At 41.0% G+C, this 22,954-nt stretch carries 22 protein-coding genes and 1 riboswitch; of the genes, 7 read left to right on the forward strand and 15 right to left on the reverse strand.

Going from position 1 to position 22,954, the window contains the following annotated elements:
• Positions 1-3: 3 nt before the first annotated feature.
• From M3206_RS03155 to corA, 10 genes are all read right to left on the reverse strand, one after another.
• On the reverse strand, positions 4-849 hold the full coding sequence (locus M3206_RS03155) for an ABC transporter permease (protein ID WP_425590700.1): 846 nt from the start codon (positions 847-849) through the stop codon (positions 4-6).
• A 24-nt stretch (positions 850-873) separates the two neighbouring features.
• On the reverse strand, positions 874-1,860 hold the full coding sequence (locus M3206_RS03160; protein WP_251311057.1) for an aliphatic sulfonate ABC transporter substrate-binding protein: 987 nt from the start codon (positions 1,858-1,860) through the stop codon (positions 874-876).
• 40 nt (positions 1,861-1,900) lie between these two features.
• The gene (locus M3206_RS03165) at positions 1,901-3,691 is read right to left on the reverse strand and encodes a PLP-dependent aspartate aminotransferase family protein (protein WP_251311058.1); all 1,791 of its coding nucleotides are present in this window, start codon (positions 3,689-3,691) and stop codon (positions 1,901-1,903) included.
• 181 nt (positions 3,692-3,872) lie between these two features.
• A riboswitch (SAM riboswitch) is annotated at positions 3,873-3,988 on the reverse strand.
• Between the two features lie 176 nt (positions 3,989-4,164).
• Positions 4,165-5,268 carry a hypothetical protein gene (locus tag M3206_RS03170; protein ID WP_251311059.1) on the reverse strand — a complete coding sequence of 368 codons (1,104 nt, stop codon included), beginning with the start codon at positions 5,266-5,268 and terminating at the stop codon, positions 4,165-4,167.
• 199 nt (positions 5,269-5,467) lie between these two features.
• The gene (locus M3206_RS03175) at positions 5,468-6,115 is read right to left on the reverse strand and encodes a nitroreductase family protein (RefSeq protein WP_251311060.1); all 648 of its coding nucleotides are present in this window, start codon (positions 6,113-6,115) and stop codon (positions 5,468-5,470) included.
• A gap of 85 nt (positions 6,116-6,200) precedes the next feature.
• Positions 6,201-6,428: a hypothetical protein gene (locus M3206_RS03180; protein ID WP_251311061.1), complete on the reverse strand. Its 228-nt coding sequence runs from the start codon at positions 6,426-6,428 to the stop codon at positions 6,201-6,203.
• 166 nt (positions 6,429-6,594) lie between these two features.
• Entirely contained in the window at positions 6,595-7,029 is a 435-nt protein-coding gene (locus M3206_RS03185) for a hypothetical protein (RefSeq protein WP_251311062.1), read from the reverse strand.
• Positions 7,030-7,115: 86 nt separating this feature from the next.
• Positions 7,116-7,739 carry a phosphatase PAP2 family protein gene (locus tag M3206_RS03190; protein WP_251311063.1) on the reverse strand — a complete coding sequence of 208 codons (624 nt, stop codon included), beginning with the start codon at positions 7,737-7,739 and terminating at the stop codon, positions 7,116-7,118.
• 105 nt (positions 7,740-7,844) lie between these two features.
• Positions 7,845-8,276, reverse strand: a complete 432-nt coding sequence (locus M3206_RS03195; protein ID WP_251311064.1) for a general stress protein — start codon at positions 8,274-8,276, stop codon at positions 7,845-7,847.
• Between the two features lie 130 nt (positions 8,277-8,406).
• Positions 8,407-9,360, reverse strand: coding sequence for a magnesium/cobalt transporter CorA (corA, locus tag M3206_RS03200; RefSeq protein WP_251311065.1), 954 nt, complete (start codon positions 9,358-9,360; stop codon positions 8,407-8,409).
• Positions 9,361-9,632: 272 nt separating this feature from the next.
• On the opposite strand from corA, the gene M3206_RS03205 reads away from it, so the two are divergent.
• A complete protein-coding gene (locus M3206_RS03205; RefSeq protein ID WP_251311066.1) occupies positions 9,633-10,547 on the forward strand; it encodes a permease in 915 nt (304 codons plus the stop codon).
• A gap of 16 nt (positions 10,548-10,563) precedes the next feature.
• On the forward strand, positions 10,564-11,421 hold the full coding sequence (locus M3206_RS03210; RefSeq protein ID WP_251311067.1) for a TIGR03943 family putative permease subunit: 858 nt from the start codon (positions 10,564-10,566) through the stop codon (positions 11,419-11,421).
• A 24-nt stretch (positions 11,422-11,445) separates the two neighbouring features.
• Here the strand turns inward: M3206_RS03210 and M3206_RS03215 are convergent, their stop codons facing one another.
• Positions 11,446-12,159 (reverse strand): vanadium-dependent haloperoxidase, encoded by a 714-nt coding sequence (locus tag M3206_RS03215; RefSeq protein ID WP_251311068.1) that lies wholly within the window; start codon positions 12,157-12,159, stop codon positions 11,446-11,448.
• Between the two features lie 195 nt (positions 12,160-12,354).
• Here M3206_RS03215 and M3206_RS03220 point away from each other — a divergent pair, with 195 nt between their 5' ends.
• The 4 genes from M3206_RS03220 (at position 12,355) to M3206_RS18965 (ending at position 15,095) form a co-directional block, all read left to right on the forward strand.
• Complete coding sequence (locus M3206_RS03220; RefSeq protein ID WP_251311069.1) at positions 12,355-13,128, forward strand: class I SAM-dependent methyltransferase; 774 nt, start codon at positions 12,355-12,357, stop codon at positions 13,126-13,128.
• Between the two features lie 687 nt (positions 13,129-13,815).
• Positions 13,816-14,250, forward strand: coding sequence for an S-Ena type endospore appendage (locus tag M3206_RS03225; RefSeq protein WP_251311070.1), 435 nt, complete (start codon positions 13,816-13,818; stop codon positions 14,248-14,250).
• 23 nt (positions 14,251-14,273) lie between these two features.
• The gene (locus M3206_RS03230; RefSeq protein ID WP_251311071.1) at positions 14,274-14,591 is read left to right on the forward strand and encodes an S-Ena type endospore appendage; all 318 of its coding nucleotides are present in this window, start codon (positions 14,274-14,276) and stop codon (positions 14,589-14,591) included.
• A gap of 381 nt (positions 14,592-14,972) precedes the next feature.
• Complete coding sequence (locus tag M3206_RS18965) at positions 14,973-15,095, forward strand: hypothetical protein (RefSeq protein ID WP_285876689.1); 123 nt, start codon at positions 14,973-14,975, stop codon at positions 15,093-15,095.
• Between the two features lie 130 nt (positions 15,096-15,225).
• On the opposite strand, the gene M3206_RS03235 is transcribed toward M3206_RS18965, so the two are convergent.
• On the reverse strand, positions 15,226-15,669 hold the full coding sequence (locus M3206_RS03235; RefSeq protein ID WP_251311072.1) for a MarR family winged helix-turn-helix transcriptional regulator: 444 nt from the start codon (positions 15,667-15,669) through the stop codon (positions 15,226-15,228).
• A 334-nt stretch (positions 15,670-16,003) separates the two neighbouring features.
• Here M3206_RS03235 and M3206_RS03240 point away from each other — a divergent pair, with 334 nt between their 5' ends.
• Positions 16,004-16,231, forward strand: a complete 228-nt coding sequence (locus M3206_RS03240) for an XRE family transcriptional regulator (RefSeq protein ID WP_251311073.1) — start codon at positions 16,004-16,006, stop codon at positions 16,229-16,231.
• Between the two features lie 38 nt (positions 16,232-16,269).
• Here M3206_RS03240 and M3206_RS03245 read toward each other — a convergent pair whose 3' ends face one another.
• From M3206_RS03245 to M3206_RS03255, 3 genes are all read right to left on the reverse strand, one after another.
• Complete coding sequence (locus M3206_RS03245; RefSeq protein ID WP_251311074.1) at positions 16,270-16,644, reverse strand: hypothetical protein; 375 nt, start codon at positions 16,642-16,644, stop codon at positions 16,270-16,272.
• 227 nt (positions 16,645-16,871) lie between these two features.
• A complete protein-coding gene (locus M3206_RS03250; RefSeq protein ID WP_251311075.1) occupies positions 16,872-17,894 on the reverse strand; it encodes a fatty acid desaturase in 1,023 nt (340 codons plus the stop codon).
• A gap of 180 nt (positions 17,895-18,074) precedes the next feature.
• Positions 18,075-22,433, reverse strand: a complete 4,359-nt coding sequence (locus tag M3206_RS03255) for a S8 family peptidase (protein WP_251311076.1) — start codon at positions 22,431-22,433, stop codon at positions 18,075-18,077.
• Between the last annotated feature and the right edge of the window lie 521 nt (positions 22,434-22,954).

The raw sequence follows: 22,954 nt of genomic DNA on the forward strand, positions 1-22,954 counted from the left end.
CTTCTACGCTTGATTGCTTAAGCTGTCCTGCCATTTTAGAGAGCGATATTCGATATATTTTAAAATTGCGTCTGTCACTTTTCCTAATAAAGCAAAAAGCAGGATACTGGCAATGACCGTGTCCGGTGAATACGTGTTCTGACCGACGACCAGCAGATAGCCTAACCCTTCACTTGCTCCCATCAGTTCTGCTGCGACAACAAACATCCAGCCAAGCCCGAGTCCGCTTCTCATTCCAGTAATAAAAGATGGCAGTGCAGCTGGTAAAATGATGCGCTTCGTCAGTTGAAAGGGAGAAAGTTGATAGATTTTGCCTACCTCTATCAGCTTTCGGTCAACCCCTTGGATGCCTGCTACGATATTCAAATACACGGGGAAGAATACACCGACTGCGATTAACGATATTTTAGAAGGTTCACCGATTCCCATCCATAGAATAAAGAGCGGTACCCATGCCAGTGAAGGAATGGAACGAACGGCTTGAAATAATGGGTCAAGCAGTTGTTCCGCTGTTTTGGCATAGCCGACGACAGCTCCAATCACAACCGCAGCTCCTGTACCAATCGCAAATCCTAAGAAAACGCGTGTTAATGTGATTGAAACATGGCCGAACAAAGAGCCGTCTCTGTACATACTGATTACTTTTTCTAAAATAACGCTTGGTGCCGGAAGCAGGTGAGGCGCCAGCAATCCAGCTTTCGCCGCCAGTTCCCAAGCGATGAGCAGGACGATCGGCAGAATGGATCCAAGAACAAAACCACGTCCTCTTCTGAATAAAGGTTTTTTAGTTGAAAGCTTAGTAACGGTTGTTCTCTCACCTGCTTTCCACTTTTGCGTTTCTGAAATCACTGGCACGTCCTCCTTCCTTCTGAGTTATTTATTAATTACTTTTTCTGCATACTTAGGGTTGATCAGCTCTTTTACGAGTTTCTGAATGTCTGTATCCTGTTTGACAATCTCTTCTGTTTGAAGTACTTCGCCTGCAGCCGATATAGCTTTTTCGTGCTGTGATCCTGGAACAGGTTCCGCGAAGTTATTTCGTTCGAGTTGTTTTTTAGCGACATCTTCTTTAATCCCTGCCTCTTCAGATAAAAGTTTTGCTGCTTCCTCTGGGTTCTCGATCGTCCACTTTCTTGCTTTTTCGTATAGCTCGATCACTTGCTCCACTTGTTTCGGATGGTTCTTAGCAAAATCCGAACGAACATTCAGCGTTCCGTACGTATTGAAATCTTTATTGCGGTAAATATATTTCCCGCCAGATTCTAACTCAGTTTTTGCCATGTGCGGATCAAGCCCTGCCCATGCATCAACTTGACCGTCGACCAGTGCGTTCGCTCCATCAGCATGCTGAAGGTTTACGATCTGAACATCTTTTGCTGAAAGCCCAGCCTCACTCAGTGAACGTAATAAAAAGATGTGAGGATCGGTCCCAAATGTTGCTGCTACCTTTTTTCCTTTCAAGTCTTTGACATCCTTTACGGTGTTGCCTTCTTTCGTAAGAAGTGCCGTCCATTCAGGTTGTGAATAGATATAGACCGATTCGATCGGTGCACCTTTATCTTTTGCGATTAGAGCTGCTGCTCCCGCTGTGGAACCAAAGTCTACACTGTCTGAATTCAGAAATTCCAGTGCTTTGTTGCTTCCTTGGCTCTGAACCCACTCGATCTCAATGCCTTCTTTTTTAAACTTCTCTTCTGCCCAGCCGAATTTTTTCAATGCTAGACTTGTCGGCGAATAGAACGCATAATCCAATCTAATCTTTTCTGGTTTTTCTCCTTTTTTTGCTGAGCTCGAACAGCCTCCTAATAGTAGCGCAGCTGCTAAACTCACAAGCAGCGTTCCTTTCCACCAATTCTTCATTCGAATTTCCCTCCACTGTTGCATCTCTGTATGTCTTTATTTAAATTTCACATGCATACGTAGCAATTGTCCCTCTTAAACGCTGTGCCTCTTTATAGGTACAACGATTATGAACCACGTCAATTCCCGCTTCTTTTGCGATCTTCGCCGCTTCCGGTGAGATAACCCCTTCTTGCAGCCAAAATACTTTTGGCTGGGTAATGGCTGCTTCTTTCGCAAGTTCGATCGCGGCTTCAGGGCTTCTAAACACTTGAACCACATCAACTGGGAACGGAATCGACTTAAGATCAGGATAAGCTTTTTCATCAAGTACTTCCGTTTCTCTTGGATTTACCGGCACGATTTTATATCCAAGACGCTGCATCTTTCGTGCAAGTCTGTGACTTGGTCTTGCTGGGTTTGAACTTAGCCCGACGATTGCAAGTGTCTTTGGCCGCTGAATCTCCTGCCCGTTCTCTACTGCTCTGTACAGAGACGACTGCAGTGCCCAGCGGATCACTCCTTCATCATTGATCGTAATCTCTTTATTTTCTGTCTCAATTCCCGTTGCCGTTTGAATCGCCCGATCTAAATCATTTGTTAAATCTTTTACTGATTCGAGACCGATGGATAAGCGAATCAATTCTTCCGTTACTCCAGTAGCTTTTAATTCCTCATCACTTAACTGCTGATGAGTGGTTGACGCAGGATGAATGATGAGTGATTTTGCATCCCCGACGTTGGCAACATGCGACCAGAGGGAAATGTTATCGATCACTTTTTTACCGGCATCACGTCCGCCTTTAATGCCAAAGTTCACGATCGAACCAAAACCGTTCGTTAAATACTTTTTCGCAAGCTCATGACTGCGATGGGATTTAAGGCCAGGGTAGGAAACCCAATCGACCGCTGGATGTTTTTCAAGATATTCTGCAACCTCTTGCGCATTTTTTGCATGTTTTTCAACACGCAGGTGCAACGTTTCTAATCCTTGTAAAAGCAAGAACGCGTTATGCGGACTTAAGCATGCACCGAAATCTCGTAAAAGCTGAACCCGAAGTTTCGTAGCGAACGCGAGCGTTCCAAAGTCTGTCGCATATCTTAATCCGTTATAGCTGCGGTCTGGCTCAGTGAAACCCGGGAATTTTTCTGAGTTCCAATTGAAGCGACCCCCATCAACGACCACGCCGCCAATCGCTGTACCATGACCGCCGATCCATTTCGTCGCAGAATGGATAACAATATCGGCTCCCCAGCTCAATGGCTTCGTCACATATGGTGTAGCGAATGTATTATCGATCAAAAGCGGCACTCCGTTTTCGTGTGCAATATCTGCAACTGCCTCAATATCAAGAACGTTCAGGCTTGGATTTCCGATAGTTTCAGCAAAGAACGCTTTCGTGTTTGGAGTAACCGCCTTTCTGAAGTTTTCAGGATCCTCTGCATCAACGAACTTTACGTTGATTCCGTATTTCGGGAGAGTGATGGAAAAGAGATTGTAAGTCCCTCCATATAGGTTTGTTGCTGCTACGATCTCGTCTCCTGCTTGTGCGATGTTTAGGATAGCGAGAGCGATCGCCGACATTCCTGAAGAAGTTGCCACTGCTGCCACTCCGTCTTCTAGAAGTGCTACTCTTTTTTCAAATACATCAACGGTTGGATTTCCGATTCGGCTATAGATATTTCCTGGTTCATCAAGTGCGAATAAGCTTTGTGCATGATCGGTATCCGAAAAAACATAAGAGGTCGTTTGATAGACGGGTACCGCACGTGAACCCGTAGTCGGATCAGGTGCTTGCCCTCCGTGTAAAAGCAATGTGTCTATATCGTATCCATCATGTGATTTTGTCATATAAATCTCTCCTTTTCTTGTCTAATTTCAATAAAACATATAGGAAAACTAGGGATAATAGTTAGTACTTTTTCCCTTAACCGATATGAACTTTTAAAAGTGAAAATTGAAAGGAAGTATTTGTGAAGTTTAGAAGAGGAAAAAAGAAAAATCCTCTTCCTAAGAAGAGGATTCCGGCCTCCTCTTATCTGTCAGATCGAAAATGATCTGTAGGAATTGGCACCTTTCCAAACCGAATGGGGTTTGTTGGTTGCCGGGCTTCATCGGGCCTAGTCCCTCCGCCTCTCTGGATAAGAGATATCAAATTATGTTTAACACATTAACGTGTTAATGTTCGTTTTGTTCTTGAATAGGATTATAGTGCATTCGCTTTTTAAAAGTCAACCGTTTTTTGAAAACTTTTAAAAGTCCGTACATTATGCTCAGGGTTCAACAGTCAGTTTGAACCTAAGATTATGCCCAGACTATGCATGTTATGCCAACTTCGTTCCACTTTTTTCCCACTGAAACTCTTCCATTCTCTTAACGAGTACAGGGATTCTGTTCGCAATTGCTGTTTTTTCTCCGTACCGAATTTTCTTCTCATTAGTCAGCTCCTGAGTTTGAAGGAGCTTGAACTGGTAGGCTGCTAAATTAGTCAGTTTTATGAACGCCTCTTGTTTCACTCGTCTCTTCACATCGGCATCACCCATACAGTAACCTTCCATAAATCCATCAGCGATGGTTTGCAGCTTTTCCTCAAACTGATCAAACTGATGCTTTGCATAGCGTGATGCATTAAAAAATGTGGGAAACAGGGTTTGATAATTGTTTACAAAGTTGCCTGCTAAAGAATCACCGCTGTATAAAATCGGGAACGGGTCGACCAAGCTTACCCTTCCATCGGTATGAAGCAATATATTTTCAGGAGAAGTGTCCTGATTGGTAAGAACAATTTGGGATTCATCGAGCTTTCTATTCAAAACACAGTCTTCTAAATGGGACAAGACTGTTGAGAGAATCGGCTGATTATAATGTCGAATGAACGCTTCAAAATTCCTTACATATTCTTCATTTTCATTCTTCATGAAATCCTTAACACTAGACTGGAACTGTCCTTCAATATCTGTGCCGTTCCATTTCAAATAACCGAATCCTCTTAAAGCGTGGTTTGATGTGTTCATCTTTCGGAAGAATTCCCCAATTTCAGCACCAGCCTGAAATGCTTCCATGAACGTTAAATTCTCAAGTTTTAATGCTTTACCAGCATATGATTCTACTGTAAATGTCTTGTCTACCTCTACATGATAGTAAAAAAACTCGGGACAGATACCCGGTTTTACACCGTTTGCTAATTGATAATAGGCTTTTGTTCCTGCATATTCTGCTAGGCTTGCTGCCTCATCAAACGCTACCTTTTTCCCGTATGCCACCTGCATCGGAAACCTTACGACTACCGGTTCCCCGGTCTGCAGTTGAACAAGATAGGCCTGATGCCAAGCGCCTTCACCTAAATATTGAACCTGAGTGGGATCTTTTAAAGGTTCCATCCCGCTCTTATGCAGCGCAAAGTCTATTAAATCAAGTGTTTCTTTCATAGATATTCCTCTTTCTTGTTCATCATACTTTTATCATACATATAATTCGATGACTGTCGAAAAAAATCCTTTTTTCCACATTTTACTGAGTGTTGGAGAGTGATAGCTGAGGTTTATAACCGTGCATATATCTCAATAAGCGAGTATTAAAAAACCGGCCACTCCATGTCATTTACTGACAGAAGTAGCCGGTTTTTTATTAATCTACGTACGTTACAATTTCTTCAACGGGTTTACGAGCCAGCTTTTTTGGCTGATCTTGCGGATGGCCAAGTGAGATGACCATATTAATCTGCTTTTGAGCAGGGATATCTAAATATTCACGGATCTCCTCTTGTGCTAAAAGAACGGGACCTGTCATCGGACAAGATCCTAGACCGCGCGCGTGGGCTGCGAGCATTAGGTTCTGGATAGCGAGACAGCTGCTCTTAATGCCTTCTTCTTCCCATACGGACTCTTCTGCAAGCTCGATCGGATCAAAGATTTTTTCTCGGAATTTAGATTCATATGGAGTTGCTAAACAAATGATCAATACAGGAGCTCCCGAGAACGCTGTAGCGTAAGGACCGAATGAACGTGTCAGCAGTTTTGCTTCCTTCGTCTTTCCGTTTTCTTCTGCTTTTGCAGCAAGTTTATGAATGGCATCCCATGTCATTTCTTCAATCTTCTTCACTTTATTTCTATTACGGATCACAATAAATTCCCACGTCTGAGAGTTTGTGTCACTAGGTGCATAACGAGCACAATCCATGATTTCATACAGATCTTCCTCAGCAACACCTTCATCAGTAAACTTACGGACACTTCTTCTGCCGTGAATAATTTCTTTAAAGTCTTCGTAATTCATTTTTGTCTCCTCTGACACAAGTAATAGTTAATACTTGTATTATACAAAAGATTGGAACGACCTACAAAAAACGAAAAAACAGTGCTTATTTTGCACTGTTCTTAGGAGTGGAATCTTTCCTTTTATCGCCCTTCATCCTTAATCCAACCGCGATCAGGGAGGCACCTAACAAAACACTGACGATGTAGAGTGTATCCGTATCCAAGCCCCTTGTCTGTACCACTGTTTTATCTGCTTGATCACCTATAAAAAATGTGCTGATAAGAACTATAAGACCTGCTGTTATAAGTCCTGCCTTTATCCATGGTTTCATCTTCAAACCACCTTTTTCCTTTTACAATTAACATATTCGAAGGAAAAAACAGAATACCAATAACATAAAAAAAACAAATCCTTGGCATTAGTTCGCTTTAGCCAATTTCATCCTTTCTTCAACAAATGACCTTACTTCATCTTCTATCTTTTTCTTAATCATAAATTCAACATAATGGTTTTCCATATGGAAGCCCCCAGTTTGGATATCCAGGATTATCTGCCTGAAGACCCGTTATCCATTCAACCGAATCAACCTGTTGCCATTCATAGAAATGTTTTGCTGACACAATCCCATTCATACCGACCGCTCCGCGTAAGATTTGGGTAAAATACAAAAGGATAAGAATGAGAATTAAAGAGAGCATCATTACGTTTACAGGTAATGATAATTTCAAAAAACCAAAACCTTGCGTAATAATGACAATAATCACTATCTCATACGTCCAAAAGTTCTTCTGCGTATATTCGCCACTATAAGATAACCCAAACACCGGCACTGATTTCTTTTTATCATGTATGTTCTTTATTAGATAAAAAACAGCGGTTCCTATACCGGTCATAATGAAAATACTTAAGACGATATCAATTATTAACCCCATGCTTGCCTCCCCTTGTTTTTCTCTCTATTTAGTAATAACGTTTATGGAATGGAAAAAGTTTCAATACAAAAAACGCTGACACACGTTCAGCGTCTAAACAACCATCTGTATGTATTTAGGCTTAACAGGTTTAAAAATACCCCACCGGCTAACCCAGCCAATATGTCTATCATATAGTGGATTCCGAGTCTCACTCTGCTGACTCCAATCATAATTAAAAACAGAAATGAGATTAAAAGTGTCCATACATTCCTCCACAAACCTGATAAGAAAAGAAGCAATCCATAAAAACCAGCAGCATTCATAGTATGCGCACTCGGATAGCCATACTTGCTTGCTTCCATTAATCTTTCCCATTGTGGCGGCTTTCTTTTAAACAACAATTTACAAAAGGCATTCATTATCCGGATACCCATCACATTAAAAAGAATTAATCTGCTCTTGTCCCGATCCCGTGTGTGTTGATAACTGAAAAATAGCATAACCCCAAGAGGAATTATGAAAAATCCTGATCCTAGTCTTGAAAAAAGCACCATTAGTGGATACGGCAGTTGATCTGAATTATAAATAGAATGACTCCATCTTTTATCAAGTGAAAAGTATGGTTCTTGATTTCTGATTAACGTCAAATACGCAAAAAGACCACCTGTAAACACCATTGCCAATAAGGATAGGAGCGTATAGCTTGTTTTCTTTTTCCGACGTACCATAGAGCATCACTCACTTAGGTCAAAGTTGGGTTTATTTTTTCCCTAAGCTCGTATAATATTACATGAAAAAATGAGCACCTTCATCAGGTGCCCAGTTACAACCATTTATTTATGCTCGACCATCACGATAATTTTTCCGTCTTCTAAATCTTGCATATAACGTTCTGCTTCTTCTTCTGAAACATCCATTTTTAGGAGAATTTCTTTCATATCGTTTTCCCCATCATCAAACATGGATGCGAACGGCCCTGCTGCTAGTAGAGGTCCGATTCCTGGAGTACCGAGTCCCGGAACAGCAACACCGCCTCCGATTCCAGTTAAGAAACCTGCGATCGTACCATATGTCGCACTTTCCATATCATCATCCATTACTTTTTCTTCTTTTACGTGTGTCTCGTCTGCTACCTGGTCAACGATCTCATCATCTTTAGCGACGATTGAGATTTCTGATGCTTTGTAGCCCTTTTCCATAAGTGCTCTAATGGCCCCAACTGCCTCTTCTTCTCTCGCATATGTTCCGATAATGTCTTTTTTCATCTGACTTCACTCCAAACGGTTTCTTTACAAATAGGTTCCCCTGTTCATAACGATTTAAACCGGACAGAGATGCGTCTCTCCTATTCTTCAAACAGAAGTCCGATCAGCCACTTTATCTAATTAGAATGATTTAATCCTGATCAAACCAGCCTTTTTTCTTAAACCATAATGACATGATGATGCCTAATAGGCCCATAACTCCTAAAACATAAAAATACCCATTTTCTGTTTTCAGTTCAGGCATGTTAACAAAGTTCATTCCATAAACGCCAGCGATGAACGTTAGCGGCATAAAGATGGTTGTAATGACCGTCAATGTCTTCATGATGTTATTCATCCGGTAGGAGTTCAAAGATATATAGTTATCGCGAATATCAGACGTCATCTCTCGGGCGGAAGTCATCATATCTGTTAAACGAAGAAGATGATCATAGATATCATGAAAATAAGAACGTTCTTCTGCGTCCAGCCCTATTCGCTTCGATTCTAGCATCCGATAAAGGAGTTCCCTCATGGGTACGACTGTTCTACGCAGCGAGAGGAGATCTGCGCGGATATCGAAAATCTGGTTTATCAGCTTTGGTGCCTCATCATCCTCATTGCTTTCAAGAGAGATCACCCGCTCATCCAGCTTATGCATGATTGGAAAATACATATCGACAAGCTTGTCCATTAATTTATGAATGATTTCATTTTTCCCTAGTTCGGGAGGAACCCTTTTTAATCCTTTCAGATAGTTCCACACAAAATCAACTTCCGGGACTTCGGTTTTGTGAAAAGTCACGACCATATTCTTTTTCGTAAATAAATCCACTTCAGTCGCTTCTAATGTTTTCTCATCCAGCGCATGAACGGCATAAAAGAGATGATCTTCATAAAACTCTACTTTGGGTCTTTGCAGGTTATTTACACAGTCTTCTACTGCAAGTGGATGGAAATCAAAAAAGGACCGCAAGAGTTCGGTCTCCTTTTGTATCGGGCAGTCAAAATCAACCCAAACCCAATCTGCTTGGATTTCATCTAGGCGCTCTAATGGAGGATTAACGATTACTTTTTGATCTACAACAGCTAAAGTACGAATCATAGGCAGCCCTTCTCTCTTTTCTTTTTTATTATCATTACCCGAATTTCGCAATCATTGAGCATTCATTTACAGTAAAGCTGAAAAGAGGTACATTCAAGAAAACCCGTGCGGGAAATAAATTGTTTGGGGACTGTCCCCATTTCCCAACTTATTTTCCAGATAATTGCCTTTGATTTTTTTGTGATAGGGTTTATGCTGTAATGGTGCAATTTGTTTATGATATTTATATTTCATAACATTAAGTAAGTTAATGAGTTTGGAGGATTTTTCGGATGCTCGACAAAACGTTTTTACAAATGAATACCGTATTTATTAGCATCCTCATTGAAGCACTTCCTTTTGTGTTGATCGGAGTGCTCATCGCCGGGGTTATTCAGATGTTTGTTACCGAAGAAATGGTTGCACGCATCATGCCAAAAAATAAAGGAATGGCTGTGTTATTTGCAGCTTTTTTAGGTGCGATCTTTCCCGCCTGTGAGTGCGGCATCGTACCGATCACAAGAAGGTTGATCGCAAAGGGTGTACCTGTTTTTGCAGCGATTCCTTTTATGCTGACAGGGCCTATCATTAATCCAGTAGTTTTATTCTCAACTTTTGTTGCTTTCGGTAATCAATGGGACGTCATGATTTACAGAGGCACATTCGCGATGATTGTTGCTGTACTCGTCGGATTACTTCTCGCGGTTCAATTCAAGAATGCAAATATGCTCAAAAACGAAAGCGAATTGTTGTCTACAAAGAATACAGACGCTAACGAAAACGCCGCAGCCATTGAAGCCCACCCTGTAAGCTTCTTCAGTAAATTAAAAGGAACATTCGTACATGCGGTCGAAGAATTTTTCTCCGTGGGGAAGTACCTGGTTATTGGTGCTTTAATCGCAGCAGGTATGCAGACGTATGTAAAGACATCTATCCTTTTAGAAATTGGACAAGGTGAAGTTTCTTCATCCCTAGTCATGATGGGCTTAGCATTTGTGTTATCGCTTTGTTCTGAAGCCGATGCATTCATCGCCTCTTCTTTCCAAAGCACCTTTACGATCGGTTCTATCGTGGCATTCTTAGTATACGGACCGATGCTGGATATTAAAAACGTGCTCATGATGCTCGCTGCATTTAAGAAGAAATTAGTATTTAGCCTTATAGCTTACATCACCGTTCTTGTATGGATTGGATCATTATTCTTATAAAAGGAGGTGCCGTTGTATGATACGCATCCTAATTTTGATCGGATTTACGTTTTTATTTATGCACCTGCATGCCACAGGTGATATTGGCAAATACATCAACATGAAATATTCGTATATCTCTTTTTCTGCTATTTTTATCTTAGGTTTCCTGACGCTTGTCCAGTTCTATATCTACGGAAAAAGTGAAGATGATGGGCACCAGCATGACGACACGTGTGCCGTAGATTGTGGCCACGATCATCATAAAAAGCCATCTCGCTTAAAAAATATAACAGTGAATAGCATTCTGATTTTCCCCATCATTTCGGGATTGTTTTTTCCTATTGCATCCCTAGATTCAGAGACTGTTAAAACAAAAGGGTTTCACTTTAAGGGTCTCGAGAACGAAGGGGATTTTGGTCAGCATCAATTTTTAAAACCTGATACCAGCGTCTATTATGGGAAAGAAAGCTACAATACCATTATGGATAAAGAATTAAAACCTTTTACAAAAGGAAACAAAGTTGTGCTTAATGATAAGAACTATTTAAAAGGAATGGAAAGCATCTATTATAATCCGGGTATCTTTCTTGGAAAAGATATTCAGTTTCAAGGTTTCACCTATCATGCAGAAGATCAACCAAAAGCGAAAAGTAATGAGCTCTTTCTTCTACGCTTTGGGGTGATTCATTGTATTGCGGATTCTGGGGTTTTCGGCATGATGGTCGAGTTTCCAAATGGGACTACTTTTAAGAACGACAAGTGGATTGAAGTAGACGGCACCATTGAAACTATGTATTACCAGCCCTTTAAAGCGGACATCCCTTATGTAAAAGTGAAAAGCTGGCATGAGATTGATAAGCCTGAAGAGGAATATGTATACAGAGGCTATTAAAAAACCGGACTCTTGTCCGGTTTTTTATCTTATATTCTGGGCTATGATTAAATTAACAACAATTTGACCAAGCTGCCTGCCGAGTTTAAGCCCCTCATCGTTATCCACTTTAAAATGGACACCTGCATATTCGCGTGACATCGCACATTCTTCAAACATTTCATGAAGCCGATGTCTTTCTTGAGGAAAATAATATGATAATATCGATTCTGAGCACCCCGCCATAACGGCATGCGCTGAAGGATAGGTCGGAAAACGAGGAGTAAATAAAACTGTTTTTAAATTGCGGTCATATTGACAAGGACGCGCTACATCCCAAAGGTACTTAAAATACCATGCTATGACAAAAGCATCGTTAATCGCCGCGTGATAAAAACCTAGAAGCCTGGCAGCTCTCGTGGATGCGATCCCGTAAGTTTCCATCATGTTGTAGATGATCGGGATCAATTGCTTGCTGACCTCTCCTGTTCCCCATCGATACGCGATCTGAATTTGTTGAGGGGTTAAATTCTGAAGCGTTTGTTTGACAATCTGAAGTTCACTTTGCCAATCTATCAGATTTGGGTTTTTGATGTTCCACTGTATGACTTGCCCGAATGGATCGATAAAGTCCTGACCTCTTCTTGATATAAAAAACATCGGCCATGAACCTGCTTCAGGTGTAACACCATCCGTTGGGGGATAGAGTTCCCCAGAGTAAGGAAGTTGGGTCCATCTTAAGTAATCTCTGCTGTTCATTTTGCCTCCCCCTCAGAATTATTCATCACCCCATCATATGTAGGGAGACAGATCCAATAGAACTGAAAGGTTGTCTAAATTGTAGGGGGTCTGTCCCGGGACAGACCCCCTACAATTTAGAAACAATTCACACTAGGCAGTACGCCTCAGATTTGGTATCATTTTCCTTAACTCTCTCAGGAAGGGCTGATCTGTATGAACGCTCTTAAACAATCGTTTAATTTAGTAGCTTCATCCTATGAAAAATATCGTCCCCTTTACCCTGATCAACTGTATAAAGACATCTTTACATACACTGATTTACAGCCATCGGCCAAGCTCCTCGAAATCGGATGCGGAACCGGGAAAGCGACAGGAGGTTTTATCGAACAAGGCTTTTCGAACATAACATGCATCGAATATGGAAAGAATCTTGCAAAATTTACGCAAGAAAAGTTTGCAGCAAATCCAAACATTAGAATCATCCACACTTCGTTCGAGGACTGGCATTCGGATGATCAGTATGACCTCGCCTTCTCCGGAACAGCGTTTCACTTCATTCCAGCTGAAACCGGATACCCGAAAACAGCATCTCTTTTAAAAAAAGAAGCCGTTTCTGCTTTCTTTTGGTTCACACACATTGCTTCCGACGAATCTGTCTACCAATCCATAAGAACCGTCTATCAAGAGCATGCACCCCATTTAAATGACAGCCTCATCCCAAATAAAGAAGATTTCATCAAGGAACGTAGCGCTCTTACCCTAGAATCCGACCACTTCCATCAGTTACTTGTAAAGACGTACACATGGGAACAAATCTACACACCACATGACTATATCGGACTATTAAACACACATTCCGAACATCAGATCCTTCCACAAGAGCAAAAGGGTTTCTTATTTAGTGGAATAGAGAGAGCTATTCTGAAACATGGGAAGTCCATCACGAAAAAGCATGCAGTTGTTCTCTTTTTAGCCAGGAAAAAATAATATAATTTCTTCTGACAACTACATTTTTAATGTTCGTCTACAATCTCGCCAGCGAACTGGATTCAAACCCTAAATTACCCTCAAACAAGCTAAATATCAGATAAAACCCCTCTAATAAGGGGTCTGTAAGTTTAAACTCCAAACACCACAGCATTCAATGCCCTAGACTGCGCTGCTGTTGTTACGGTTGCGCTTGACCGCTGGGAGAACTGTACGGTTACGGTATAGGTGCTTGTCCCAAGGGGACCGCCGGTATCTGCGTACGTGAGCGGGATGCTTGTAACTTGTGTGAAGGCTAGAGAGAGGGATAGCGCAGCACCCTGAGTGAGGGTTTTGGTGGTCAAAAGCGTTCCGTTTCGGTACAGCCTCATAAGTACGGTGTATGAATAGGATGTAAGTCCAAGCGCGATATTGGCAACAATTTGAACCGTACTGTCTAGTTTGACTGGCTGGAGGCTCTGCTCCCTTACGACCGGCAGGGTCAGCACAGTGGTTTCGCTGTTAAAGTTGAGGGGCGTGTTCGCTTCAGTTTGGGTGAAGAATAATTTTGGATTATTAATGGATGAAGATCCGCCGCAATCTTGGCAGTCCATGCACATAAGCTCTCACTCCAACATAGTTTGTATAGCATATGAGTGAAAATTTCATTCGGACAGGGCTCAAGCATGATAATAAAGGGGTTGTCTTATGAAACAGCGTGTGAGACCCAACTTATGCCCCCCAAGTACTCCGCCAAAAAGCTGCTCATGCATCTATCCTAGGAATAAAGAGCCGTTCTTTCCCGTTCCCACACCAGCGCCTGAAGTCATTACAGACTGCATCTCAGGATCGATCCAGCAGCAAAGTGATGGTCGGCCCGTTCAGTATTGGAGATGGTTTGATCGAGATAACCTGCCAGCAGCCTCTGTAACGGTCACTAGCCAATGCTTATCGGTGATCAAGGTGTTTGTGGATACGACAGGGAGCGGGCAAAGCGATCTGCTGCTCTTTACAATTACTGAGTATGGCCAGTCACGGTCGGCTACATTGCCGCGAATGGCATCACTGGAAGTTGTCTGTTCTGGGGGCAATGAATTATGTGCGGGCCGGTATGGTTTAACCATTCATTATAATATGAAATGATAATTAAACAGGAGGAATGAAGGATGTGTGCAACTGATCCACAAGCTCAATACTTTCAGGAAAAAATTTCAGGGAATTTTAACGGAGGCGCAGACCCTATTGAAGTCTGGTCCGCCCCTGCCGGCAGTTACTTTTCTGGAACATTTCAGGTGTTTAACTCTGCCGCGAGTCCCGGTACTGTAACAGCTACGACTACTTCCACACCAGCGGGGGCATTGAGCGCTGCACCTGGGAACACAGCATCTCAGTCTGTAAACCAGCCAACTGATTTCACGATCACAGCTGCTGCAGGTGACAGCGGAACCTACTGTATTATTCTATATAAGAGAGTTCTGGCTTAGTGAATATCAATATAATAAAGGTATCCTTACTTTAGGTGGATAATGATGAATCAAATTGATGCCCTGTCTATCGTTTTGCTCGTCGCACTCCTTATTCCGATTGCGTCAGCAGACAAGAGACTAGGGGCATAGTAACGAGTACGGACAAGCTCATGTTCAAGCTGACGGTTAACGTACAATCACTCATTGCCCCTAAGCAGAAACATCAAAAAAACACAACCAGATAACCACCGGCGGACTCACAAGCCGTCTCCAACCATTGTCCCGTTATTCACTTTTCACATATTTTTCTAGGGAACGAGTCCTATTGTTTCGACATTTTGGAGGATTTTTATCGATTGGACGAGAATTATGGTGAAAACAAGAAAGGAGGAAAAGGAAATGAGTGAAGTGATTATTAGAAAGTTGGTAAGACGTCATTTCACCAAGAAAAACATCCAAGACCCACAATTACAACAGCTGCTCGTTCACTTTCTTCTTTCAGTCAGGAAAGAAAGAAATTAGATAAAAGAATCAGCTCGTCCGGCGAATACCACACTAAACAATCATCCATTCAGGGCATCTGCGAAATCAGATGCTCTTTTTGTTGTTTAAAAAAAGGCAAAAAAAAAGAAAACCCTAAAACGGGGTTTCACTATTGTGATACTTTGCTGTTGTTCAATTGTCCCATCGTTCTTGTTAAAATTTTTAATGAATGAATGACTGTATCCCGTTCAAATTCATTCATTTGTGAAAAGATTTCTTCTAAACTTGAATGAATCATTCTATGTACCTCATCCGCCGTCTGCTGCCCTTTTTCGGTTAAAGACAAAAAATAATAACGTTTGTCTGACGGATTTGTTTTTTTAATTACAAGTCCCATTTTTGTGAGTGTTTGGATCTGGCGGCTGAAAGTTGTAATGTCAATGCCGAGAGTATCTGCAATCTGCTGCATGGAAGGGGTGTGCTGCTTATCAATTTCATAAAGGATATGACTATGTACTAGTGAAATGCCTGAGCCTTCAACACGGCAGCAATCTTTTTCAAGTCGATTATATTTTCTGTTTAGCATATGAAATAAGCTTCTTATATCCTCCATTTGGGCACCACCTTTGCTATCACTATAATTGAAAAACTTTCAAAAAGAAAAGAAAATAGCTCTAGTCTTATTTATTATAAACTTTGCATGGTCAGCATTCATTCCACATGCTTTTCAAAAAAAATCACTTCCACCCATCTGAGCTTTCCTACCATCAATAAAAAATATTTTACATCCTATTTTTAGTGTTATTTTACTAAAGATAGGCGAATTTTGAATCATACGCTAGTACAAAAGGCTTAGAAAAAAGGTGAAATAGGTTTTAAAATTTTTCCAGAGGGTACCCATTAATATAGAGAAAGAGAAAATGAAAATGACTTGGGGGTATCTTTGAATGAATCGAGTGGAGCAGAAACACAGTAAGCTTGGCACATGGCTGGAACGCCATGATAGAGATACGGACTGGTTAACCAAAACTTCAGGTCTAGAACGAAAAACGGTAGAAGAGTTGGCGTCAAATCCTAAAAAAAGTCCGAGGATGATCACCATCCGCAAAATCCTCTCTGCTGTCAAAAGAGTCGACCCTACAATTAAAGTTAGTGATTTATGGGATATGAATTAAAGCATGCACTCAAGATAACTGAGTGCATGTTTTTTTCATTAAAGAAATTCATCTACTTTTAGTTTCATCGCGGCTGTTACTGTTTTTTTGTACCGGATCGCTAAAAGGAGAACTTTAATTTTCTCTAAACGCGTTAGACGCTTATAACGAGGTTCTTCTTTTAAGAAAGCGCGAATGATGGAAACACTTTTCGGACTAATCTTTTCCATCACATTATTTTTTTGTCCTTCAAGATAATGTCTATTGAAAACGCGGTTTAACCAATATTTGAAATCTGTAGTTAGTTTGTTTTCATCTATAATACAAGGGGCAAACTTATTTTTCGTATGTTTTTTAAGGTATTCGTATCGATCATTGCCACTGATTATCGTGTAGCTGCCATCCTTTTCTTTTTTCACCACTAAAATATGCATACAATCCCACATGATATTTCTAAGTTTTTTTATGTGCGATGTTATTTTCACAGGAAGATTAGGCTTAATTTTACTCATGGGTATATATTGTACACTTAACCTCATCTCTTCCCTCCTCCTTAAACTGGGTAGGCATACATCTAATATATGTTCAGATCTAGGCATTTGGAACAATAAAAAAAACCATCGGCTGCTCTTGAAAGGAAGAGCTGCGGATGGCGTATTTATTATGCAGCTTTATTATTACGAATAAAGTTGCGGATATCTCTGTTCCCGATGAACTTCTTAGACTGTTCATCCCACAGTTTAAATGTGAGTGACTTTAAACTTGATAAAAGCGTAAGTGTCGGAACATCTTCAAGTCTAGGGTCACTTTTGTGAGCTTTCTCCAAGTGATAGTTTGGAACACGTGAATTCAAGTGATGCACATGGTGGAAGCCGATGTTTCCAGTAAACCATTGAAGTACTTTAGGGAGTTTATAGAATGAACTTCCCTTTAAAGCAGCCTCGACATAGTTCCATTTTTCGTTATTCTCGAAATAACCATCTTCAAACTGATGCTGTACATAAAACAGCCAAACGCCTGAAAATGTTGCAATATAGAAGATAGGAAGCTCAACTAACAGGAATGTTTTCCATCCTATTGCAAAGCCGACTGACAGAATAATCGTCACTAGTGCAACGTTTGTTAGCCAAACATGCATTTTTTCTTTTTTTGATGCGTTTTTAGCATTAAATCGATAATCAATTAAAAAGATATATAGTGGTCCGATCAAGAAAAGTACAATCGGATTACGATAAATTCTGTATTGTAATCTTTTAAACCAAGATGCTTCAGCATATTCCTGTAATGTCATCGTCCAAACATCACCAGTGCCTCGTTTTTCTAAGTTCCCATTTGTAGCATGATGTGTAGCGTGACTGTTTTTCCACTGTTCGTAGGAACAAAAAGTAAATAGTCCTGTAAACATACCAACGATTTGATTGGCGCGACGGCTTTTAAAAAACGAATAGTGTGTGCAATCATGAAAAATGATAAATGTGCGGACTAAGAAGCCTGCCGCTGGGAATGCACAAAGTAGTGTTAACCAAAACGATATATTTAAACTCAGATAAGCTAAGACCCATAAGATCAGGAATGGCCCTACTGAATTAATTAATTGCCATACACTTGCAGATATACGTGGTCGTTCAAACGGTGCTAATTTTTTCTTCCATTCACGAATGTCGTACTTTGAATGTTCTGTCATTGAATCAGTCTCCTTTATGTCACATCTTATCTATCTTAACACATATTATGTTGTATTCATCTACTTATATTTGTCAAATTGTGAACAAAGCATATGACCAGATACTAAAACCACACAAAAAAACCAGCTCCTTCTAGTTAAAAAGGAACTGGTTAAATTTTTGTTTACTTCATTTAATTTTTATTTTTTTGCGTTGATATATAGTTTTCCTGCTGCTCTTTGGTGAGTTTCGTTGCCGAAATCATCAGAAGCAATTACTTCAACTACAGCTCCAGGTGCTTTCACATTTGATGTAGCTGTGTAGTAACCTTCGTAATGTCCTGCAGACGTTTCACGCATCGGAAGTTCAGTAGCGTTCGCCAATCCTCCTGCATTTGTCAGAGGCATGTGGATCACGAATACTGCATCAAGACCAGGCTCACTATCGAACTCAATCTTAACAGACTCACCGCTCTTCAGCTCTTTGTCTGTATCTGGCTTTAAATTTTCAACCACTGGTGCTTCAAACTTCGCGTACACGGTAACGGTCTTCGAATGACGGTTTCCGGCTTTATCAAGTGCCACCACTTTGATCGTATTTTCTCCTTCTTCTAGAAGCATACGGTGGCTATAGTTGCCTTCTGCATCAACATTCGCCTTTTGACCGTTTACTTTAACCCAGTCAAGGTTCGACTCATCAACTTTACCTGTAACTGTTACAGACTCACGAGTTGTTTTTGAGTTGTTTTCAGGTGATGTGATCGTCACTTTTGGTTTTGTCTGATCAAGCGTAATCGTTACTGGTGCAGACTCATCAGTAGAACCTTGCTCTGTAACGACTTTTGCAGTCAGGGTATTTGCTCCATCTTCAAGTGTGATATCTGCAGAGAACGTTCCTTGATCTGTAGCATCTACAGTTGCCACTTTTTCTCCATCGTTATAAATCTCAACGTTTGTTGTTGGAGCAGCTGTACCAGTTACTGTTACGTTTTCTTCATTTGTAAACGATCCATCTGCTGGAGACGTGATAACAGGTGCTGTTACCTCGTAGTTAACTACTGCACGGATCATGTAGTTTCCTTCATCCTCAGGAGATGGAGACCATGCTCCTCCGACCAACTGATAGCTTCGGCCAGACCATTTACCGTTTTCGTCTGTACCAAGACCTGGTGTGTTTGGATTTGGATGACTTTGAATATACACCATATAGAAATCACCTTCTACCATGATGCCATGCTCACTTAAGTCAACATGTGTCCATTCACCGTTACGAAGTGCAGTTGCATCAAACGGACCTGCGACCTTTTTACCAGGAGCTCCATCAGGACCAGTTGCATCGTATACCGCAACTTGGAAATCAGTTCCACCTGGTACTGGCCATTCTGTATCCCAGAATCGGAACAATCCACCCGTTACAGCTGCTTTTTCATTTCCTTCTGCAAGGGACATTTTCACTGCCCATCCATTTCCTGCATCATAGAATGCACGTGCGTTTTCAGCCGTTCCATCATCATAGCCGATCTCGCCTGGATAACCAATGAATGGTTTTAATTCAATGTTTTGTTCTACATTTTCTCCACCATTGATCGTAATAGAAGCTTCGTCACTATAGTAAGATGGAGCGACCACTTTAAGTGTGTACTCTCCTTCATAAGCTTCTAGCGTGTACGATCCATTCGCATCTGTTTGTACAGGTGCAACAGCAGCATCTTCCATTACCATTACAGTAGCTCCAACAACCGGCGCTCCTGTAACTTCATTAGTTACTGTACCTGAAACAGTACCTGTTGGAACTTCTTCTAGCGTAAAGTTCGCAACAGCTGTTCCATCTGTTTCAACATTTACAGTTTGTGTAGCTGAACGGAATCCATAAGCTTCAGCCATTACTGTGTAAGTTCCTGCTGAATGTGTTAAACCGTATGATCCATCTTGAGGATTTGTGTATACAGATCTTCCAGTTTCAAGCACACTTACTTGTGCTCTCATAGGAAGGGCCACAGGTGTTGCCTCATTGTCCTTAGATGCTTCTTTTTCTTTTGAAGGTTTCAATGGTGTGATTTTTGCTGGATCAACTTTTGGCTTCGCTTCTAAAGATGGAGCTTTGTCGATGGAACCTTTACCTAATTTTGCTTTTTGAGCAGGTGCTAAAGGTTGATCAACAAGTTTCACATCATCCAAATACCAGCCAGCTTTTACTACTGAGCCATCTGTTGTAACATTGAATGCTACATATACGCGCTCACCAGCATATTCGCTTAAGTCTACTTCGCCATCAATCCATCCTCCGGAAGTATCGTTAACACGCAGTTTTTGTGTCCAGTTTTCCATATCAGTAGAAACAAAAACATGTCCATAATCATAGTTGCGTTCTAGTTCATGCCATTGTTTGAACTGAAGGTAACTGTTGCCTGCAGGCAGATCCACTGGAGGCATCACTAGAGTCATGTTAGCACTGCTGCCATAATTTCCAGCAAGGTTCGTTGCATATACTTTTTCACCAGAATATGCTGCTCCTGGTCCACTTGTTGGAACACCTTGCTCCCAGCTGTTGTTCGGGCCATAAGAGGTCCAACCAGTCGCGTTGGCTTCGAAATCTTCTTCATATCCTACTGAGATTCCGTCCAGAAGTGCTACAGTGTAGTTATCTGTAGAAACTTCATTTCCACCGAAGTCGTTTGCGACCCACTTATAAACAACCTGATCACCAGTTAAGGCCTGACCTGGAAGAGTTGCTGTATACGTACCAGACTTAAAGTCTCCACTCGTACGTTCAGCTGCTACTTGGCTCCAGCTGCCATCTTCATTTTGGTAGCTTAATTGAACAGAAGTTACACTGATATTATCAGATGCTTGTGCCTCAAGAGTTAAAGGCATCGCTTTGTAAGACTCACTTGGTCCTTCATGTGTGATGGAAGGAGCTTCTGAGTCCTCACCCTCTTTCGTTACAGTTCCTTCAATTCTTCCTAAACCAGTTACTACGGATGATACAGCTGTAAATGCATTTACAAGCCCATGTCCATAGCCATTGTTAGGCGATTCAGGGAACGTTGCATCTGTTAAAGGAGTTGCAGTTGACATCAAGATTTCTTCCATTTCTTCTACCGTTAAGCTTGCATCCGCTTGACGAAGTAATGCTGCTACGGCTGAAACATGAGGTCCCGCCATAGATGTACCATTCCATCCGCCTTCATAGGCGCTTCCAGGAACAGAAGAACGAATATTTACGCCTGGAGCAGAGATTTCAGGCTTCGTTTCATCGTATGGAGATGGTCCTTGAAGGGAGAAACTCGCTAATCTGTCATTAATATCTGTTGCCCCTGTTGCAAATGATTCAGGATAGTTCGCAGGTGTCGCTACAGATCCAGGACCACCTGGGTTGAAAATTGTAGTGTTACCCGCTGAGAATTCAGGGAAAATTTCAGCTGCACGCCATGCTGCAACCATCTCTCTGTACCACTCATCTAGTCCAGGACCACCGCCCCATGAGTTGTTAACAACGTCTGGTGCTTTTTCAGGGTGAGGATTTCCAGCTGCATCTTTTGGAGCTAGGATCCATTCACCTGCTTCAAGTAGATCAACATCTGTTCCACCGTTTGCAGAGAACGCTTTAACAGCAATCCATTTTGCACCCGGCGCAACACCGATTTGATTCGCTCCATTAGGTTCTGAACCTACCATAGTACCTGTTACGTGTGAACCATGACCAAGATCATCGTATGGTGCTGATTGTCCGCCAACAGCGTCAAACCAGTTGTATTCATGGTTTGCAGCATCAGGGTTAGCCGGATCAAATCCGCGATACTTCTCTTTCAGGGCTGGGTGATTCCACTGTACACCCGTATCAATGGATGCAACAACAGTTCCAGCGCCATCTATTCCCATATCCCAAACGGCAGGAGCTCCCACTCGTTCGATATTCCACTCTATGGATGATGTTTCATTTTTCGGCTGTACCTGTAAGGCAGATTTTTGTTTTTGAGCTTCAGGAAGTTTCACTGAACTTACTGGCTGAATAAGCTGTCTTGTTTCGTTAGGAAGAACTTTCTCAACTTCAGGGAAAGCTGCGATTTCTTCCATAACATCTTTTGTAGCTGTTACTGCCATACCGTTAACAACATAAAAAGATTGGATACCAGATGCTTTTCCAGCTTTCTGTTGTTTTTCTAAGTATGTTTTTATGTTTTGTTGAGTTTCTAGTGCTTTTGCACGAAGAGAGGATACTACTGAAGAACGCTTCATTAATTTGGATTGATTCGCAGTTAGCTTTTGAGATTTAGCTTCTTTTACAGCTTTTTTTGCTACCGCTGCCGTGTCCACTTGTTCTTTGAATTTGATAAGGAAAGTAACTTTATCCTTTTTGCTGAATTGTTCACTTAGCTTATTGGAGATCTTACTTTTATTACCCTCTAAAGCTGCCTTTTTAGCGGATGTAGAAGGTTTATCTTTTGATACTTTCGATACGGCATTAGCTGGAGACGGGAACATTAATGGAACAACCATTAAAAAGGCTAAAAATACGGATAGCCAACGTACTTTTTTTCGTCTTTTACTCAATTGCATTTCCCTCCCGGTTCATTTTTGTCGTACAGATCCAACCAGTAAAAGTAATCCCTATCACACCTCCTGCTTCATTAAATGAAAATCTAGTAATTCTTTGTTGCTATTAAAAGAATAAAGCATAAGTTCTGTAAATTTATGTATAAATATGTCGAATAATCTTTTGTCGAATGGAAAATAAATCCTTTGTCTGAGTCGATATTCGCGTTTTTGTGACTTATGGACAATAAAATTATTAAGTTGTCTAATTATTCGGAAAAATACAGTCTATTTTCATAAGACAATCGACCTTATTTTAGTAAAATAAGAATTCTATGTAAAAAAATGTGAATTATGTCCCTTATTTCCTGTTACATTTCTTCTAGTTATCTACCAAATTCTTTCACTTATTATTTGGTAGACCCAAGTGATATCAATTCTCAACATGATATTGTTCAAATTCCTCCCTACACATTGCCTATCAATATTTCGGGTAAAACGATCTATATTACCCAAAATAGTAAACGGTTTATTATTCTAAAAGT

The sequence above is a fragment of the Fictibacillus phosphorivorans genome (assembly GCF_023715845.1).
Classification (GTDB): domain Bacteria; phylum Bacillota; class Bacilli; order Bacillales; family Fictibacillaceae; genus Fictibacillus; species Fictibacillus phosphorivorans_D.

Coding starts and splice junctions, on each gene's coding strand:
- M3206_RS03165 (WP_251311058.1), bottom strand. CDS start 3,691: ATGACAAAATCACATGATGGATACGATATAGACACATTGCTTTTACAC.
- M3206_RS03195 (WP_251311064.1), bottom strand. CDS start 8,276: ATGAAAAAAGACATTATCGGAACATATGCGAGAGAAGAAGAGGCAGTT.
- M3206_RS03180 (WP_251311061.1), bottom strand. CDS start 6,428: ATGAAACCATGGATAAAGGCAGGACTTATAACAGCAGGTCTTATAGTT.
- M3206_RS03160 (WP_251311057.1), bottom strand. CDS start 1,860: ATGAAGAATTGGTGGAAAGGAACGCTGCTTGTGAGTTTAGCAGCTGCG.
- M3206_RS03240 (WP_251311073.1), top strand. CDS start 16,004: ATGAATCGAGTGGAGCAGAAACACAGTAAGCTTGGCACATGGCTGGAA.
- M3206_RS03175 (WP_251311060.1), bottom strand. CDS start 6,115: ATGAATTACGAAGACTTTAAAGAAATTATTCACGGCAGAAGAAGTGTC.
- M3206_RS03210 (WP_251311067.1), top strand. CDS start 10,564: ATGATACGCATCCTAATTTTGATCGGATTTACGTTTTTATTTATGCAC.
- M3206_RS03225 (WP_251311070.1), top strand. CDS start 13,816: ATGAAACAGCGTGTGAGACCCAACTTATGCCCCCCAAGTACTCCGCCA.
- M3206_RS03245 (WP_251311074.1), bottom strand. CDS start 16,644: ATGCATATTTTAGTGGTGAAAAAAGAAAAGGATGGCAGCTACACGATA.
- corA (WP_251311065.1), bottom strand. CDS start 9,360: ATGATTCGTACTTTAGCTGTTGTAGATCAAAAAGTAATCGTTAATCCT.
- M3206_RS03255 (WP_251311076.1), bottom strand. CDS start 22,433: ATGCAATTGAGTAAAAGACGAAAAAAAGTACGTTGGCTATCCGTATTT.
- M3206_RS03190 (WP_251311063.1), bottom strand. CDS start 7,739: ATGGTACGTCGGAAAAAGAAAACAAGCTATACGCTCCTATCCTTATTG.
- M3206_RS03230 (WP_251311071.1), top strand. CDS start 14,274: ATGTGTGCAACTGATCCACAAGCTCAATACTTTCAGGAAAAAATTTCA.
- M3206_RS03205 (WP_251311066.1), top strand. CDS start 9,633: ATGCTCGACAAAACGTTTTTACAAATGAATACCGTATTTATTAGCATC.
- M3206_RS03220 (WP_251311069.1), top strand. CDS start 12,355: ATGAACGCTCTTAAACAATCGTTTAATTTAGTAGCTTCATCCTATGAA.
- M3206_RS03250 (WP_251311075.1), bottom strand. CDS start 17,894: ATGACAGAACATTCAAAGTACGACATTCGTGAATGGAAGAAAAAATTA.
- M3206_RS03215 (WP_251311068.1), bottom strand. CDS start 12,159: ATGAACAGCAGAGATTACTTAAGATGGACCCAACTTCCTTACTCTGGG.
- M3206_RS03185 (WP_251311062.1), bottom strand. CDS start 7,029: ATGGGGTTAATAATTGATATCGTCTTAAGTATTTTCATTATGACCGGT.
- M3206_RS03235 (WP_251311072.1), bottom strand. CDS start 15,669: ATGGAGGATATAAGAAGCTTATTTCATATGCTAAACAGAAAATATAAT.
- M3206_RS18965 (WP_285876689.1), top strand. CDS start 14,973: ATGAGTGAAGTGATTATTAGAAAGTTGGTAAGACGTCATTTCACCAAG.
- M3206_RS03170 (WP_251311059.1), bottom strand. CDS start 5,268: ATGAAAGAAACACTTGATTTAATAGACTTTGCGCTGCATAAGAGCGGG.